The organism is Mesorhizobium sp. WSM3862, assembly GCF_002294985.1.
Taxonomy (GTDB): domain Bacteria; phylum Pseudomonadota; class Alphaproteobacteria; order Rhizobiales; family Rhizobiaceae; genus Mesorhizobium.
The window spans coordinates 81,654-96,353 of sequence record NZ_NSGE01000009.1 but is presented as its reverse complement, the minus strand read 5'-3'; the positions used below and the strand labels follow the sequence as shown (position 1 = coordinate 96,353).

At 63.3% G+C, this 14,700-nt stretch carries 19 protein-coding genes; 5 read left to right on the top strand and 14 right to left on the bottom strand.

What is annotated here, in order from left to right; genetic code table 11:
* Positions 1-20 precede the first annotated feature (20 nt).
* From CK224_RS24425 to CK224_RS24415, 3 genes are all read right to left on the bottom strand, one after another.
* Positions 21-491 carry a hypothetical protein gene (locus CK224_RS24425; protein ID WP_095783521.1) on the bottom strand — a complete coding sequence of 157 codons (471 nt, stop codon included), beginning with the start codon at positions 489-491 and terminating at the stop codon, positions 21-23.
* A 233-nt stretch (positions 492-724) separates the two neighbouring features.
* Positions 725-1,630 (bottom strand): methylated-DNA--[protein]-cysteine S-methyltransferase, encoded by a 906-nt coding sequence (locus CK224_RS24420; RefSeq protein ID WP_164746661.1) that lies wholly within the window; start codon positions 1,628-1,630, stop codon positions 725-727.
* A gap of 213 nt (positions 1,631-1,843) precedes the next feature.
* Entirely contained in the window at positions 1,844-2,338 is a 495-nt protein-coding gene (locus CK224_RS24415) for a DUF2244 domain-containing protein (RefSeq protein ID WP_095783520.1), read from the bottom strand.
* Between the two features lie 22 nt (positions 2,339-2,360).
* On the opposite strand from CK224_RS24415, the gene nth reads away from it, so the two are divergent.
* Positions 2,361-3,176, top strand: coding sequence for an endonuclease III (gene nth, locus CK224_RS24410; protein WP_067004014.1), 816 nt, complete (start codon positions 2,361-2,363; stop codon positions 3,174-3,176).
* A 71-nt stretch (positions 3,177-3,247) separates the two neighbouring features.
* Here nth and CK224_RS24405 read toward each other — a convergent pair whose 3' ends face one another.
* From CK224_RS24405 to CK224_RS24390, 4 genes are all read right to left on the bottom strand, one after another.
* Entirely contained in the window at positions 3,248-4,756 is a 1,509-nt protein-coding gene (locus CK224_RS24405) for a tripartite tricarboxylate transporter permease (RefSeq protein WP_095783519.1), read from the bottom strand.
* Between the two features lie 10 nt (positions 4,757-4,766).
* Positions 4,767-5,228, bottom strand: coding sequence for a tripartite tricarboxylate transporter TctB family protein (locus CK224_RS24400; protein ID WP_067004012.1), 462 nt, complete (start codon positions 5,226-5,228; stop codon positions 4,767-4,769).
* Positions 5,229-5,321: 93 nt separating this feature from the next.
* Positions 5,322-6,299: a tripartite tricarboxylate transporter substrate-binding protein gene (locus CK224_RS24395; RefSeq protein WP_095783518.1), complete on the bottom strand. Its 978-nt coding sequence runs from the start codon at positions 6,297-6,299 to the stop codon at positions 5,322-5,324.
* 260 nt (positions 6,300-6,559) lie between these two features.
* Positions 6,560-7,015: a DUF2214 family protein gene (locus tag CK224_RS24390; RefSeq protein WP_095778745.1), complete on the bottom strand. Its 456-nt coding sequence runs from the start codon at positions 7,013-7,015 to the stop codon at positions 6,560-6,562.
* Between the two features lie 212 nt (positions 7,016-7,227).
* Between CK224_RS24390 and CK224_RS24385 the strand changes: the two genes are divergently transcribed.
* Positions 7,228-7,782, top strand: a complete 555-nt coding sequence (locus tag CK224_RS24385; protein ID WP_095783517.1) for a GNAT family N-acetyltransferase — start codon at positions 7,228-7,230, stop codon at positions 7,780-7,782.
* 38 nt (positions 7,783-7,820) lie between these two features.
* Here the strand turns inward: CK224_RS24385 and CK224_RS24380 are convergent, their stop codons facing one another.
* The 7 genes from CK224_RS24380 to CK224_RS24350 form a co-directional block, all read right to left on the bottom strand.
* Positions 7,821-8,219 (bottom strand): DUF1801 domain-containing protein, encoded by a 399-nt coding sequence (locus CK224_RS24380; protein WP_095783516.1) that lies wholly within the window; start codon positions 8,217-8,219, stop codon positions 7,821-7,823.
* Positions 8,220-8,297: 78 nt separating this feature from the next.
* On the bottom strand, positions 8,298-8,741 hold the full coding sequence (locus CK224_RS24375; RefSeq protein WP_095783515.1) for a DUF1801 domain-containing protein: 444 nt from the start codon (positions 8,739-8,741) through the stop codon (positions 8,298-8,300).
* Complete coding sequence (locus tag CK224_RS24370; protein ID WP_095783514.1) at positions 8,741-8,974, bottom strand: hypothetical protein; 234 nt, start codon at positions 8,972-8,974, stop codon at positions 8,741-8,743. Before CK224_RS24370 ends, CK224_RS24375 begins: the two co-directional genes overlap by 1 nt.
* A gap of 79 nt (positions 8,975-9,053) precedes the next feature.
* On the bottom strand, positions 9,054-9,464 hold the full coding sequence (locus CK224_RS24365) for an SRPBCC domain-containing protein (RefSeq protein ID WP_095783513.1): 411 nt from the start codon (positions 9,462-9,464) through the stop codon (positions 9,054-9,056).
* A complete protein-coding gene (locus CK224_RS24360) occupies positions 9,461-9,784 on the bottom strand; it encodes a metalloregulator ArsR/SmtB family transcription factor (RefSeq protein WP_095778750.1) in 324 nt (107 codons plus the stop codon). The genes CK224_RS24365 and CK224_RS24360 overlap by 4 nt, the downstream gene beginning before the upstream one ends.
* Positions 9,785-9,924: 140 nt before the next feature.
* A complete protein-coding gene (locus CK224_RS24355) occupies positions 9,925-10,395 on the bottom strand; it encodes a nucleoside deaminase (RefSeq protein WP_095783512.1) in 471 nt (156 codons plus the stop codon).
* Between the two features lie 84 nt (positions 10,396-10,479).
* A complete protein-coding gene (locus tag CK224_RS24350; protein ID WP_095783600.1) occupies positions 10,480-11,331 on the bottom strand; it encodes an IclR family transcriptional regulator in 852 nt (283 codons plus the stop codon).
* A gap of 202 nt (positions 11,332-11,533) precedes the next feature.
* Here CK224_RS24350 and CK224_RS24345 point away from each other — a divergent pair, with 202 nt between their 5' ends.
* From CK224_RS24345 to CK224_RS24335, 3 genes are all read left to right on the top strand, one after another.
* A complete protein-coding gene (locus CK224_RS24345) occupies positions 11,534-12,499 on the top strand; it encodes a tripartite tricarboxylate transporter substrate-binding protein (protein WP_067318842.1) in 966 nt (321 codons plus the stop codon).
* Positions 12,500-12,619: 120 nt separating this feature from the next.
* Positions 12,620-13,156: a tripartite tricarboxylate transporter TctB family protein gene (locus CK224_RS24340; protein ID WP_067003994.1), complete on the top strand. Its 537-nt coding sequence runs from the start codon at positions 12,620-12,622 to the stop codon at positions 13,154-13,156.
* A 5-nt stretch (positions 13,157-13,161) separates the two neighbouring features.
* Positions 13,162-14,685, top strand: coding sequence for a tripartite tricarboxylate transporter permease (locus tag CK224_RS24335; protein ID WP_095778753.1), 1,524 nt, complete (start codon positions 13,162-13,164; stop codon positions 14,683-14,685).
* The last annotated feature ends 15 nt before the right edge of the window (positions 14,686-14,700 follow it).

Sequence of the window (14,700 nt, the reverse complement as noted above, 5' to 3'; positions counted from 1 at the left end):
CCGCTCCTTTCGCGTGAGGGCTATTCGCAGCGCAGCGTCACGGTTGCCTGGTAGTTGCCGGCGGAGAAGCGGTCCGTGCCGCTCTTGGTGCCGGCAAGATTGACCGCGACCGTCGATGTGCCCGGTACGGTGAGCGCCGTCGCTGTGCCGGTTTCGGCAATGGTCTGCGCGCCGGAGGTGGCAAAGGTCGGGGTCCATGTCGTGGCCGTGGTGTCCGAGGCCGGGACGGTGGTGATGGTGACCGGATCGACGCTGAGCGTGACGCCGCCGGTGGTATCGACCTGGGCGCTGCCGGCCGAACCGCCGGCATTGTGGGAGCTCAGCGACTGAAGATTGCTGCTGACGGTCATCGTGCCGTTGGAGTTGATCGTGACCGTGCAGGTAGCGGTGATAGTGCCGTTGAAGAGGACGTTTCCGGTGGCTGCCGATGCAGTCTGGCCGGTGCAGACGGCCAGCAGGCTCGCGGCCATTGCGACGCGAAAGAACTTCATCGGACCCCTCTTTCGAGCCGGCAAATGCGGCTCAATACAGAGGTATCATCCGTTTATCGTGGTTAATTTAGCGTTAAACAAGATAACGACTGCAAACAACTCAAAATACAACTGCAGAAACCTGAGGTTGTTTCGGGTTGCATTTCCCGATATTTCGGATGTATTGTTTCGATTATACTTACCTATATTCAGATCCACGGTTTTTCGCAATGGCGCGCGGAAAAAACGAGGTTTCAGGACGCCATTTGTCCCGCCTCCCAGCCGAGGATGGCGCGCTTGCGTGTCAGGCCCCAGTGATAGCCGGTGAGCGCGCCGGACTTGCCGAGCGCACGATGGCAGGGCACCACGAAGGACATCGGGTTGGCGCCCACCGCGGCACCCACGGCCCGGCTGGCGCTCGGCGCGCCGATGCTTGCCGCGATCGAGGAATAGGTGCAGGCCCTGCCCATCGGAATGCGCAGCAGCGCCTCCCAGACGCGCAGCTGGAAATCGGTACCGATCATCACCACGCGCAGCGGCTGGTCCGCACGCCATTTGGTCGGATCGAAGACGCGCGCGGCATAGGGCTGGGTGGCCGACATGTCCTCGACGTAAGCTGCGTTCGGCCAGCGGCCGGACATGTCTGCGAAGGCGGCCCGCTCGCCGCCGGCGTCGCAGAAGGCCAGGCCGGCCAGCCCGCGATCGGTGACCATGATCAACGCGATGCCGAAGGGCGAGATATGATAGCCGTAGCGGATGGTCAGGCCGGCGCCGCGGGTCTTGTAGTCGCCGGGCGACATCGCTTCGTGCGTGACGAAGAGGTCGTGCAGCCGGCCAGGGCCCGACATGCCGAGCTCGAACGAGGTTTCGAGCAGCGGCATGCCGGAATCAAGCAGCCTGCGCGCATGGTCGAGCGTCACCGCCTGCAGAAAGGCCTTGGGCGACAGGCCGGCCCAGCGCGTGAACAGTTTCTGCAGGCCCGTCGGCGTCTCGCCGACCGCCTCGGCCAGGACCTCCAGCGAGGGCTGGTCGCGATAGTCGAGGCTGATCTTCTCGATGGCGCGGCGCACGATTTCGTAGTCGCTGCCCACGGGCGTGATGTCGTTCTGCAGGATCGCTGACGGTTCCATCCGGGTATTCATGGTCATCTGGGCGTTCATGGCAATATCTCCCATGGCTATCTGCTCGGCCGCGAATATCGGTCTTCCCGCGCATTGCCACCACCCGAAACTTGCCTTCCTCCGGCCCCTACCCAGATCGAGCAGGCTTCGAGCCGAAGGGCGATGACGGCCGGCGAAAAGATAGATTTTACCGGGGTAAGGCAGACCTTGCTGATGACGCTCTACGGCAAGGGCGCCGAGCGCCGTGCTAGTTCAACGCGCCCTGGCGGTCGCCAGTGCGCGCGAAAAGGCAGCAGCAAAGCTTTCGCGGGAATCGGGATCCAGGAAAGACCCGATCGAAACGCTTTCGCCTTGCGCCTCGACGGCCATTTTGGTGATGCCGATCTCGGCATGGCGGGCGATCGAAAAGCGGGTCCAGAACGGGTTGAAGCGATGATCCTCGAAGCGGCCCGACGGCGCCGTTTTGCGGATGTCAAGCCTGGTGCGCGAGACCGATATTTCCTCACGGGCGCGGGCCGCCCGGTAGTTGGCGCGAAAGGCGATGTAGACGGCGACCACGTCCAGCCCCAAGAAGCCGAAGACCGGCCATGCGCCATGAGCCAGGAAGATCGCGCCGGTGACCGCCCAGCCGAACACCAGGGCGCCCATCAATATCAGAAAGCCGGTCCGACCGAGGGAGCGATGCGGCGTCAGCAGGGCTTGGAAGAATGGCTTGTCGGCTTCGAACGAGGCGTTTGTGTCGCTCATACGGAAACATTATAGGAAGGGAATGGCGCCGCCCAAGTCCAAAAAATCCTTCCCCGTCAAAAAGCCGTCGGCCTCAGCCTCAGGCGGCAGTGCAAAAGCAAAGACGCCCTCCCGGAAGGGCGGGCTGCGCTCGCTTTACACGCCCGCCGAGGTGCATGAGATTTTTCGGCGTTTTTCCGTGCAGCGGCCCGAGCCGAAGGGTGAGCTCGACTATGTCAATCCCTTCACTCTTCTGATCGCGGTGGTGTTGTCGGCGCAGGCGACCGATGCCGGGGTAAACAAGGCAACGAAGCCGCTGTTTTCGGTCGCCGATACACCGCACAAGATGCTGGCGCTCGGTGAGGCCAAGGTCGGCGACTACATCCGCACCATAGGCCTGTGGCGCAACAAGGCCAAGAACGTGGTCGCGCTCTCGAAGGCACTGATCGACGACTATGCCGGCAAGGTGCCCGAAGATCGGGACGAGCTGGTCAAGCTGCCGGGCGTGGGACGCAAGACCGCCAATGTCGTGCTCAACGTCGCCTTCGGCCAGCACACGATGGCGGTCGACACGCATATCTTTCGCATCGGCAATCGTATTGGATTGGCGCCCGGCAAAACGCCGGAACAGGTTGAGCAGGGGCTGATAAAAGTCATCCCCGCCGAATACATGCGGCACGCCCATCACTGGCTGATCCTGCATGGCCGCTATGTCTGCAAGGCGCGCAAGCCCGACTGCCCGGTCTGTGTCATCGCCGATATCTGCAAGTCCAAGGAAAAGACCACCGACCTGCCGGCGCCGCTGATCGAGCTCGCGCCGCTCGACGAAACTGAGGACCGAGCGATTGGTGTCAGCTAGCCGGATAGTGCCAGCCGACGGCGCCTGCGGCCAAAACGCCGAATTGAAAAATCGCAACGGGCTTCAACGACTTAATTTTCCTCCACAAACACCTCTTCGCGCTTCTTCTTGACCGCGGGCAGGAAGACGATGACGAGCACGGCGAGCGCGATGAAGAGCAAGCTGGCGCTGATCGGTCTCGTCACGAAGGTGCTCGGGTCGCCGCGCGACAGAATCATGGCGCGACGCAAGTTTTCCTCAAGCAACGGGCCGAGCACGAAGCCGAGCAGCAGTGGCGCGGGTTCGCAGCGCAGCTTGGTCAGGAGGTAGCCGAGCAAGCCAAAGAAGGCGACGGCGTAGAGGTCGTAAACATTGGTGTTGACGCTGTAGACGCCGATCGAGCAGAACGCCATGATGATCGGAAACAGCACGTAATATGGGATCGTAAGGAGCTTCACCCAAAGCCCTATCAGCGGCAGGTTGAGGACGATCAGCATCAGGTTGCCGATCCACATTGAGGCGATGATGCCCCAAAACAGCTCCGGCTGTTCGGTCGCGACATTAGGGCCGGGCACGATGCCCTGGATGATCATCGCGCCGATCATCAGCGCCATTACCGGATTGGCCGGAATGCCAAGCGTCAGCATGGGGATGAAGGAGGTCTGCGCGCCGGCATTGTTGGCCGATTCCGGCCCGGCGACCCCTTCGATGGCGCCCTTGCCGAACTCCCCCGGGTTTTTCGATACGCGCTTTTCGACCGTGTAGGAGGCAAAGGCTGCAAGGATCGCGCCGCCTCCCGGCAGGATGCCGAGCGCCGAACCAATGATCGTTCCGCGCATGATGGGCGGGGCCATGCGCCGAAAATCCTCGCGGGTCGGCATGAGGCCGGAGACTCTTCGGATCAGCACGGAGCGCTCATGCTCGTTCTCGAGGTTGCGCAGGATCTCGGCGACGCCGAAGACGCCGACCGCTACCGCGACGAAATTCAGCCCGTCGGCATATTGGGTGATGCCGAGCGTGAAGCGCGGCGTGCCGGTATAGATGTCGGTTCCGACAATGCCGAGCAGCAGGCCGAGCACAACCATGGCCAGCGCCTTGACTATCGAGCCGTGGGCGAGCGCGACGGACGAGACGAGGCCGACGACCATCAGCGAAAAGTATTCGGCCGCGCCGAATTCCAGCGCCATCGCCGTCAGCGGCGGAGCAAAGATGGCGACCAGGAAGGTCGACACCGTGCCGGCAAAGAACGAGCCTATCGCCGCGATCGCGAGTGCCGCCCCGGCGCGGCCGTTCTTGGCCATCTGGTAGCCGTCGATTGCGGTGACGGCTGACGAGGATTCGCCGGGCATATTGATGAGAATGGCGGTGGTGGAGCCGCCATATTGCGCGCCGTAATAGATGCCGGCGAGCATGATGAGAGAGGAAACTGGGTCGCCTATCTGGAACGTAATCGGCAAGAGCATGGCGATGGTTGCGGTGGCGCCGATGCCGGGCAGGACGCCGATCAGCGTGCCGAGAAGGACGCCGATCAGACAGAAACCGAGATTTGTCAGCGATGTCGCCGTCGAAAAGCCGAGCACCAAGTTGGCGAGGAGCTCCATGGTCATCTCCTCACAATGGCAGCCACGGGCCAAAGCGTCGGAACGGCAGGCCGAGTGCGTAGCTGAAGACGAGCGACGCAAACAGCGTCAGGCCGGCCGACAACACGAGCGCGGTCAGCGGTTTCATGCGGGCGCTGGCAAAGGATGCGATCAGCGCCGTCAGGAAGATCGATGGGATGAAGCCGAGGCCGCGCACCGTCAGGCCGAAGAAGATCGGAGCGGGGAGGATGAGCAGCATGCCGCGCCACGCAATGTGGCCGATCGCCTCGCTCTCGAAGCGCACAGCCTGGACGAGGATGATAACGCCGAGCAGGAGCAGCACGATCGCCAGGACCAGCGGGAAATAGCCCGGTCCCATGCGGAAGGCGGTGCCGATTTCGAGGCCGAGCGACTGCAGCGCGAAAAATGCGCCGAAGGCGATGAACAGCGCGGCGCATATGCCGTTGGTCGTGTCGATTGCGAAAGGCTTCATCACGTTCCTCTCAGGTGCGCATCGGGCGCGCCGTTGCAACGCAAAACGGGGCCGAAGCAAAAACGGGGCGCCGATCGCGCCCCGTCCAAAACCTCAGTCGGCGTACTGGCCGGCGGCTTCGATGATCGGCTTCCAGCGCCCGATCTCGCTTTCAAGCTTGGCCTTCAGTGCCGCCGGTGTCGCGTCGGCTTCGGGCGACGGCTTGGTGCCGAGTTCGGCGAAGCGGGCGGCGACGTTCTGATCCTTCAGCGCGACCTGCAGCGATTTCGACAGGCGTCCGGTGATCTCGGCCGGCGTACCCTTTGGTGCGTAGAGGCCGTGCCAGATGCTGACCTGCACCTCGGGAAGGCCGCCTTCCGTCGTCGTCGGGACGTCCGGCAGCACATCGAGGCGTTCCGGCGAGGTGACGGCATAGGCCTTGATCGTGCCGCCCTGGATCTGCTTGGTGGTGTTGGTCGTCTGGTCGCACATCATGTCGACCTGGCCGCCCAGAAGATCGGTCATGGCCGGGCCGGTGCCCTTGTAGGGCACGGTGACCAGCGGCGTACCGATGGCGCTCATGAACAGCATGCCGCACAAATGCGAGGCCGCACCGATCCCGGCATTGGCGACGGTGACAGTGTCTTTGTTGGCCTTGGCGTACTCGACCAGTCCCTTCAGATCGGTCGGCTCAAGGTCCTTGCGGCCGACGACGGTCATTGGCACCTCGGTGACGAGGCCGACATATTCGAAGGCGTTGAGCGTGTCGTATGCGAGCTTTCGGTACAGCGTCGCGCTGGTCGCCATGCCGATATGGTGGAGGAGCAGCGTATAACCGTCCGGGTCAGCCTTCGCGACGCGGCCCGCGCCCAGCGTGCCGCCGGCACCGCCGACATTCTCGACGATGACCTGCTGGCCGAGATCCTTCGACATGGCTTCGGCGATGAGGCGTGTGACCGTGTCGGTCGGGCCGCCGGCCGCAAACGGCACCACAACGGTGATGGTGCGTTCCGGATAGGACTGCGCGCCCGCGGCGAACGGATAAAGCGTGACGGCCGCTGCGGCAGCCAGAGCGGCAACAAATTTTCTCATTGTGACTTCCTCCCAGAGTATGAATCTCCAGCCACCGCACGAAATTCCTCTCGGCGACGGCTGTGATGTAATAGCAACTAGTGCAGACTGGCAGATTGCAATCGGACTCAAACGGCCAAACTGCGATTATCTACAAACCATCCACAAGATGGATGGAAAAGATCTGGGTCGGATGATGGATCGCGGGATGTCGTCATCTGACGACGGTACGTTGGCGCATGCCGGTTGCTGCCCGATCCCTGCTCTTCCTCGGTTCTATTCTAATAACCGTAGCCGCGCGCCATCGCCGCCGCAAAGATCGGGATGAGCAGGAAGATGAAGCCCTCGGCGCGGACATAGTTCTTCACCGAGGCGAGCTCCGCCGCCGGGACCGAGAATGATGGATTGCCGCTTGCCTTCCTGCTCCAGGAGATGAAGCGCACGGTCGGGATGATCGACAGCAGGCCGACGATGATGAAGGCCATCATCTTTGCCCAGAACACCCAGTTGAAGACGTAGAACTCCCAACCCTTCAGGCCGAAGAACACCCGGCAGATGCCGACGATGACGATCAGCGCGGCGATGATGCCGTAGTGGCGGTCGATGCCGACAAGGCGCTTGAGCGTCGTCGCCCCCAACTCGCCGCGCACCAGCACGAACTCGGCGCCAATGATGCCGGCCAGCGAGAACACAAGAAGATGATGGACGATCGCCAGCAGAAGGTCGGTGGTGTCCATTATCTTTCCTCGTATTCAGACGGCGCCGCGATATCGCTGAATCAGCTTCGTCCGAAGACTAACATCGCCTGTCGAGAATCCCACACGCCGAAATGTCAGCCGGTCATGACTGCGCTCATCTACTTGCGTCGCTGGAGGATGCCCCGGGCGATCCTGGCCCTTGTTCGAACGTGCAGGTTTGCTAAGCGCTGCCGCTCAAAGGAGAGGACGCGATGAGCATTGCAAGGAAAGCCGGGGTGCCGATCCTCGAGACCGCGCGGACGGTCCTGCGGCCGCATCGGCTCGACGATTTCGAGACCTATGTCGCGATGTGGGCGGACCCGGGGGTCACCCGCTTCATCGGCGGCAAGCCGCGCACCCGCGAGGAAAGCTGGATGCGCTTCCTGCGCCATGCCGGGCTGTGGTCGCTGCTTGGCTATGGGTTCTGGGCGATCGAGGACAAGGCGACTGGCCGCTTCCTCGGCGAGGCCGGGTTCCATGATCTGAAGCGCGAGATCGAGCCCTCGATCGAAGGCGTGCCGGAAGCCGGCTGGGCTTTAGCTTCGGGTGCGCATGGCCAGGGGCTTGCAAGCGAAGTCGTCGGGCGCATCGTTGCCTGGGGTGACGAGGCGTTCGGGCGAGCCAGGACCGTCTGCATCATCGATCCCGAAAATGGCGCCTCGCTCAAGGTCGCAGATAAGAACGGCTATCGCGAAATCCTGCGGACCACCTATCACGACAAGCCGACGATCCTGCTGGAGCGGTGGGCCGGAGGGGCAGCAGCCTAGAGGGCAATGCCGGGTTCGGTGCTGAAGCGCTTCTGGGATCAGCGTTTGGCCTTGGACCTGTTCAGGGCCACCGCTGCTCGCACGAGAGTCTTGAACGCTTCCTGGTCGATCTCCTCGCCTTCGCGAAAATCGATGGCGCGCCTTGTGTTGCCGTCGAGGCTGGAGTTGAAGAGGCGTAAGGGATCCGGCAGCGCCGCGCCCTTGGCGAAGGTCAGCTTGACGACGGCCTTGTAGGTCTCGCCGGTGCAGATCATTCCGGCGTCCTCCCAGACCGGCACGCCGCGCCACTTCCATTCCTCGGTGACGTCCGGATCGGCATCCTTAATCAGGGCGCGCAGCCGGCCGAGCGTCTCGCCCCGCCAATCGCCCAAGTCCGCGATACGGCCATCGATCAGCTCGGAAGGAGACTTGCTTTCCTGCACGCCGACTTTCTCCATATGTGTCCTCCTTCAACACCCGCTAGACGGACCGCCATGATGCCTCGTCGGGCGGACCGTGACTGACCGATAATGCGCTTACATTCGTTCGCCAGGCAATTGACTCGCCTGTTTCACCCAGGAGACGAATTGCGCTTCGTCGAGCTGGTCGTCCTCATGGATGTGAAAATAGCGCGTGTCCTTGCTCTTGGATTCGCCGGGCGGCACCGGCTTCAGCGACATGCCGCGAAAGAAGGCCACTTTGACGTATCTGGTGAAACAATGAATGCCGAGAAACCAGCCTTCGCCGTCCATGCCGTAAAACGGCGAGTTCCATTTGACGGCCTTCTGCACGTCGGGGACGGCCTGCATGATGAGTTGGTCGAGCCGGCGGCCTAGCTCGCTCTTCCAACCCGGCATCGCCGCGATATAGGCCTGCACGGGAGCGTCACCATACCCCTTGGCGATCTGCGGGTTGCCGCCCGAAAGCAGGACGGGTTTTTCCTCCGACGGCCTGGCTGCAACCTTTGCCGATTTCGCCATCAGGCCGGTCCGGCGCGCTCGCGCGCCGGCTCACCGCGCCACCTTGCGGCATGGGGCAGCACGAACATGTAGAGGCCGCTGAACAACAGCAGGAAAAGCGGCAGGAGCGGCGAATAGACCACCCAGGTGGGCGGCTCGCCCAATGCCATGGCGATGAAGTTGGCGATGACGGTCACGGTAAAGATGATCGACAGCCAGCGATGCAACTGCCTGATCCACTTGCTCCAGTCCAATGCTTCCTCCTCTGAAAGAACCAATGAACGCTGGGCTTACCAGCGCGCCAGCTGCGTCATCTGGATGAGATTGCCGCCCTCACTCGATCCGCGAAAGCACCTGCTCCAGGGCCGCAAAGAACCTCGGCCAGCCAACGGTGGCGCCCCGGAAATACGGCTCCTGGTCAGTTCGGAAGCCCGTCTGCTCCATGCGCAGGCGAGTGCCGGCGCTGGTCGGGGTGAGCGTCCATGTGACGACGCTCTCTAGATCCTTGGTGTCCCAGGTGTAGGAAAGCGTTTTGTTTGGCTCGACTGTCTGGACCTGGCACTCGACACCGCCCCAGTCCGCGCTCAGTTCGAAACGGTGGTCTACGACCGGCTTGAAGTTGTTCTTCATCAGCCACTCCTCGATGAGATGCGGTTGGGTCAGTGCCCGCCAGATCTTTTCCGGCGGATGGGGAATCTCGCGCTCGACGACAACGGAGCGCGTTCCGGCCGGCATATCGTTCATTGATCCATCCTCTGCAGCAGATCCTCGAGATCGTCGAACCGGCTCTCCCAGAACCCGGCCATATAGCGAGTCCAATCCATTAGCGGCGCCAGCGCGCCAAGCTGTGCGCTGTAATGGGTCTGGCGACCCTCGTGGCGGTCGCGCACCAGTCCGGCTTGCTTGAGCAGGCCGAGATGTTTCGACACCGCCGGCTGCGAGACACCCGCCTCAGCCGTCAGTGCGCCGACCGTCTGCTCGCCTTGCCGGCACAGACGCTCGAAGATGGCGCGCCTTGTCGGATCGGCAAGCGTCCGGAAGAGCATATCGTGTGCGTTCGTCATCGGGATCGATAACTCAATGGCTATTGATTGACGTATAACCAGTGAGATATGTGTGAGTCAAGCAGAGCCTAGAGGGCGGAAGCCTAGGGCGGAGTCGGTCACGATATCTTGCGGGCCCGTCCCCGACATCCGCTTCCACGTCAGCGCTTCCAGAAATCGCGGTGTGGTGCGAGCAGCTCGTCCGCGACTTCGGGGAAGGGGCCAAACACCTCGATCTTTTTCTGGCCGGAATCGAGCACGGCGCGCGAAGAAAGGCTCATCGTCGGATTCGCCGCGTGATCGCCGGTGAGCGCCAGAAGCTTGGTCTCCTCGAAGCCGTAAACCAGCCGGCCGATATTGGCCCAGTAGAGCGTTCCGGTGCACATCGCGCAGGGCTCGCCGGTTGAGACGAGCGTGCAGGTCCAGAGAAACTCCGGCGAATAGGCATCCGCCGCGCGTCGCGCAAGTTCGGTTTCGGCGTGATGGACGGTGTCGATATTGCCTTGGCGCATGAGGATCGCGTCATCGGGGCCGACCAGCACCGCACCGAATGGATGATGACCGTGCGCCGCCGCCTCGCGCGCCGCGGCGTCGGCGGATCGGAGGTGGGCGAGCATCTGATCGCGAGTCATGGCTAAAACCCTATCGCGCCGCCATCCACCCGATGGGCGGCCCTTCGAGCCGAGATTGGTGCCAAGGGACGCGATTGGCAAGAGCTAACCGTCGCTTGAGCGTCCACCTGCCCGAAGCTCGGCGATATTGGCCTGCTGCGTGCCGGAAACCCCAATTTGATGCTCGCCAAAACCCGGATCCGTTGTGGGCTCCGGCGGCGCGTCGAGGCTTGCCGCATCCAGCATGGATGCATCTTCGCCAAAAGCGCGGGTGGCGCGGGCGGCAGCTTCGAGCAGCGGCCGCTTCATGCGGGTAAGGAAGGCCGCGTCGACCCGCGTGTTCGGACCGGCGAGCGTGAGCACGCCGAGCAGTGTCCGTCCCGGCCCGAAGACAGGGGCGGAGATGCCGGCAGTCTGCGGATCGCGGTCACCGATTGAAATGTAACTATAGGTTTTCCGGATCGTCTCGTAAGGCTCGCCCTGCTCTCCCGAGAAAGCGGCCAGCACCCGGCCGCCGGAACCAACCAGCAAGGGCAGCACGTCACCTTCCCGTATCGTGTAGCGGATCGGGTGCTTGGACTCGACTCGGTAGAGACAGGTGCGGACGTCGCCCGAGCGGACATAGAAGGCGACGCTTTCCCAACTCCGCTCCGAGAGATCGCGCATGATCGGCAACAGGATATCCATCGCCACGAGCGAGCGCTGGTAAAGCGCGCCAAGTCTGAAGGTCGCCGGTCCGATGCGATAGCGTCCGTCCTCCAGGCGCTCCAGCAATTGCCCGCGCATCAGCGAGTTGGCCAATCTGAGGATCGTGCTCTTGTAGAGACCGGTTCGGGCCGCGATTTCGGCGAGGCCGAGCGACCGGTCGGCAATGGTGAACGCGTCGAGGATGGCGATTGCCCGGTCGAGCGCGGCAACGCCGTCGGCCGGAGCCTGGCTTGGAGGGAGGTCTGTCATTGCGGTGACGATTTCATCGTGGTCGCCCATCCGGGAATGACCCTGGACATGCGGATTTAGTCCGATCCTATGCGTTCTGTCCAGCAGAATGGCATTCCCGTTGACAGAACGCGGTAACAAATGCTTGAACTCGAATGCGGGTCTTAATTCAGGCCACGTCTTGGCAGGCACCGGAGGAGGTGTCGTGATTTGGAGGAATTCCATGCTGAACAGACGCAGATTCTTGTCGACCACCGCCGCCGGCTTCGCGGCTTTGCATTTCGGACCCGCCTTTGCGCAGGACGCCCCGCAAATCCAAATTTTCGTGCCGGCGGCCCCCGGCGGCGGCTGGGACCAGACCGCGCGCACGATCGATCAGGTGCTGCGCTCCGAAAAGCTGATCTCCGGCTCGCAGATCACCAATGTCGGCGGCGCCGGCGGCACGGTCGGCCTGCCGCAATTCGTCAACCAGTGGAAGGGCAAAGGCAATGCGCTGATGGTTGCCGGCATGGTCATGGTTGGCGCCATCATCGCCAACAAGGCCGCCAACAATCTCACCGAAGTGACGCCGATCGCGCGCCTCACCGGCGAGTTCGAGGCGCTGGTGGTGCCGGCAGCCTCGCCGTTCAAGACGGCTAATGATTTCGTCGCGGCGCTGAAGGCGGATCCGACGAAGGTTCCGGTGGCCGGCGGTTCGGCCGGCGGTTCCGACCACATCCTTTTCGGCCTGATCGCCAAGACGGCCGGCGTGCCTGCCGCCAACCTGTCCTATGTGCCGTTCGCCGGCGGCGGCGAGGCGCTGTCGGCGCTGCTCGGCAACCAGGTCGCGGCCGGCATTTCCGGCTATGGCGAATTCTCCGAGCAGGTCAAGGCGGGCGCGCTCCGGCTGCTGGCGATCTCGTCGGACAAGCGCCAGGAAGGCATCGACGCGCCGACATTGAAAGAGGCCGGCATCGACGTCGAATTGTTCAACTGGCGCGGCGTCTTTGCACCCCCCGGCGTTTCCGACGAAGACAAGGCGGCGATGATCAAGATGGTCGAGACCATGGCGAAGAGCGAGGCCTGGGCGACCGAGTGCAAGAACCGCAACTGGACGCCGATTCTGCTGACCGGCGACGATTATGCCAAGTTCGTCGCCGAGGACACGACACGCATCGGCGCGATCCTCAAGGATCTCGGCCTCGCCTGATCGCCTCCTGCCTGATCTCGAAGGAGGCTGCATCGCCTCCTTCGAGACAGCGGATATGCGACGGTTCAATGAAACTGCGGCGAAGCCGGCAGTGGAAGACCGGCTTCCGGGGAGGAGATCATGAGCACCAGCGACCAGCAGGCGTCACCGCCGCGCCTTGCCATACCCGAATTGCTGATCGGCGTCGGGCTTCTTGCCTGCGCCGGGGCCGTTGCCTGGCAGACCCTGGCGATCCCGGTTTCGCCGCTCTATTCCAAGGTCGGCCCGAAGGTCTTCCCCTACATGACCATGGCCGGCATGGTGATCCTGTCGCTGCTGCTCATCGTTGCCGCCCTGCGTGGCGGCTGGCAGCCGGACGAGGAAAAGGAGACGCCGACCGATTGGAAGGCGATGGGTTTCGTGGTCGCGGGGCTCGTTGCCAATCTCGTGCTGATCCAGCCGCTCGGCTTCACAGCCGCCTCGGTGATCATGTTCGTGCTGGTCTGCTTCGGCTTCGGCAGCCGGCATCCGCTGCGCGATGCGCTGCTCGGCCTGATCTTGGCGCTGGCGGCCTATTTCGGATTCGCCAGAGCGCTCGGCGTCAACATCGGGGCCGGCCTGATCGAGAACCAGCTCAACGCGTTGATCAGCGCCCTCGTCGGCATCGGAAGGGGCTGAGGACGATGGACACCCTCGGTTATCTCGCGCACGGATTTGCGGTCGCCTTCACGCCGACCAATCTCTTGTGGTGCCTGCTCGGCACGACGCTCGGAACCGCGATCGGCGTGCTGCCCGGCCTCGGGCCGGCGCTGACCATCGCGCTGCTTTTGCCGATCACCTACCAGGTGGCGCCGGAAGCTTCCTTCATCCTGTTTGCCGGCATCTATTACGGCGCCATGTATGGCGGCTCGACGACGTCGATCCTGCTCAATACACCGGGCGAAAGCGCCACCATCGTCACCGCGCTCGAGGGCAACCGGATGGCGCGTTCGGGCCGCGGCGGCGCGGCGCTTGCGACTTCCGCGATCGGCTCGTTCGTCGCCGGGACCATCGGCACGCTGGGCGTCGCCTTCCTGGCGCCGATCGTGGTCAAGCTGGCGCTGGCTTTCGGGCCGGCGGAATATTTCTCGCTGATGGTGCTCGCCTTCATCACCGTTTCGGCGGTGCTCGGCTCGTCCTCTGTGCGTGGGCTTACCAGCCTGTTCGTCGGCTTCGTCATCGGCATGATCGGCGTCGACCTGCAGACCGGGCAGCCGCGCTTCACCTTCGGCATGGGCGAGTTGCTCGACGGCGTCGACGTCATCATCGTCGCGGTCGGCCTCTTTGCGGTCGGCGAGACTCTCTACGTGGCCTCGCGCCGCTATGCCGGGAAGGACGAGATCGTGCCGCTGAGGGGCTCGCTCTACATGACTGCTTCCGAATGGGCGCGCTCGTGGAAGCCGTGGCTCAGGGGCGCGGCAATCGGCTTCCCGATCGGCGCCCTGCCCGCCGGCGGGGCCGAGATCCCGACCTTTCTGTCCTATGCCATCGAAAAGAAGCTTTCCAAGCACAAGGAGGAGTTCGGCACGGTCGGCGCCATCGAAGGCGTCGCCGGGCCGGAGGCTGCCAACAACGCGTCGGCTGCCGGCGTGCTGGTGCCGATGCTGACGCTTGGCCTGCCGACCTCGGCAACGGCGGCGATCATGCTGTCGGCCTTCCAGAGCTACGGCATCAATCCCGGACCGCTGCTGTTGACGACGCAGGCCAATCTCGTCTGGGGCCTCATCGCCAGTCTGTTCATCGCCAACGTCATCCTCGTCATCCTTAACCTGCCGCTGATCGGCCTATGGGTACGATTGCTCAAGATCCCGGCGCCGCAGCTCTATGCCGGGATTCTGGTGTTCGCCACCGTCGGCACCTACGGCATCTCGCAGTCGCCGATCGATCTCATCATCCTCTATCTGCTGGGCGCGGCGGGTTTCTTGATGCGCCGCTTCGATTTTCCGACGGCGCCGGTCATCATCGGCATGATCCTCGGGCCGCTCGCCGAGACGCAGTTCCGCCGGGCGATGACGATCGCCAATGGCGACTGGACGGTGTTCTACCGGCACCCGCTCTCGCTGACGCTTTTAACGCTCGCCTTCATCGGTCTGGTCGGCCCGCATATCTGGGCCTGGATCGAACGCCGGCGCACGCGCGGACCAGAGCATGTGCCGGGCGATGCCTGACCGATCTGGAGCATC

Coding starts and splice junctions, on each gene's coding strand:
- CK224_RS24425 (WP_095783521.1), bottom strand. CDS start 491: ATGAAGTTCTTTCGCGTCGCAATGGCCGCGAGCCTGCTGGCCGTCTGC.
- CK224_RS24420 (WP_164746661.1), bottom strand. CDS start 1,630: ATGAACGCCCAGATGACCATGAATACCCGGATGGAACCGTCAGCGATC.
- CK224_RS24415 (WP_095783520.1), bottom strand. CDS start 2,338: ATGAGCGACACAAACGCCTCGTTCGAAGCCGACAAGCCATTCTTCCAA.
- nth (WP_067004014.1), top strand. CDS start 2,361: ATGGCGCCGCCCAAGTCCAAAAAATCCTTCCCCGTCAAAAAGCCGTCG.
- CK224_RS24405 (WP_095783519.1), bottom strand. CDS start 4,756: ATGGAGCTCCTCGCCAACTTGGTGCTCGGCTTTTCGACGGCGACATCG.
- CK224_RS24400 (WP_067004012.1), bottom strand. CDS start 5,228: ATGAAGCCTTTCGCAATCGACACGACCAACGGCATATGCGCCGCGCTG.
- CK224_RS24395 (WP_095783518.1), bottom strand. CDS start 6,299: ATGAGAAAATTTGTTGCCGCTCTGGCTGCCGCAGCGGCCGTCACGCTT.
- CK224_RS24390 (WP_095778745.1), bottom strand. CDS start 7,015: ATGGACACCACCGACCTTCTGCTGGCGATCGTCCATCATCTTCTTGTG.
- CK224_RS24385 (WP_095783517.1), top strand. CDS start 7,228: ATGAGCATTGCAAGGAAAGCCGGGGTGCCGATCCTCGAGACCGCGCGG.
- CK224_RS24380 (WP_095783516.1), bottom strand. CDS start 8,219: ATGGAGAAAGTCGGCGTGCAGGAAAGCAAGTCTCCTTCCGAGCTGATC.
- CK224_RS24375 (WP_095783515.1), bottom strand. CDS start 8,741: ATGGCGAAATCGGCAAAGGTTGCAGCCAGGCCGTCGGAGGAAAAACCC.
- CK224_RS24365 (WP_095783513.1), bottom strand. CDS start 9,464: ATGAACGATATGCCGGCCGGAACGCGCTCCGTTGTCGTCGAGCGCGAG.
- CK224_RS24360 (WP_095778750.1), bottom strand. CDS start 9,784: ATGACGAACGCACACGATATGCTCTTCCGGACGCTTGCCGATCCGACA.
- CK224_RS24355 (WP_095783512.1), bottom strand. CDS start 10,395: ATGACTCGCGATCAGATGCTCGCCCACCTCCGATCCGCCGACGCCGCG.
- CK224_RS24350 (WP_095783600.1), bottom strand. CDS start 11,331: ATGACAGACCTCCCTCCAAGCCAGGCTCCGGCCGACGGCGTTGCCGCG.
- CK224_RS24345 (WP_067318842.1), top strand. CDS start 11,534: ATGCTGAACAGACGCAGATTCTTGTCGACCACCGCCGCCGGCTTCGCG.
- CK224_RS24340 (WP_067003994.1), top strand. CDS start 12,620: ATGAGCACCAGCGACCAGCAGGCGTCACCGCCGCGCCTTGCCATACCC.
- CK224_RS24335 (WP_095778753.1), top strand. CDS start 13,162: ATGGACACCCTCGGTTATCTCGCGCACGGATTTGCGGTCGCCTTCACG.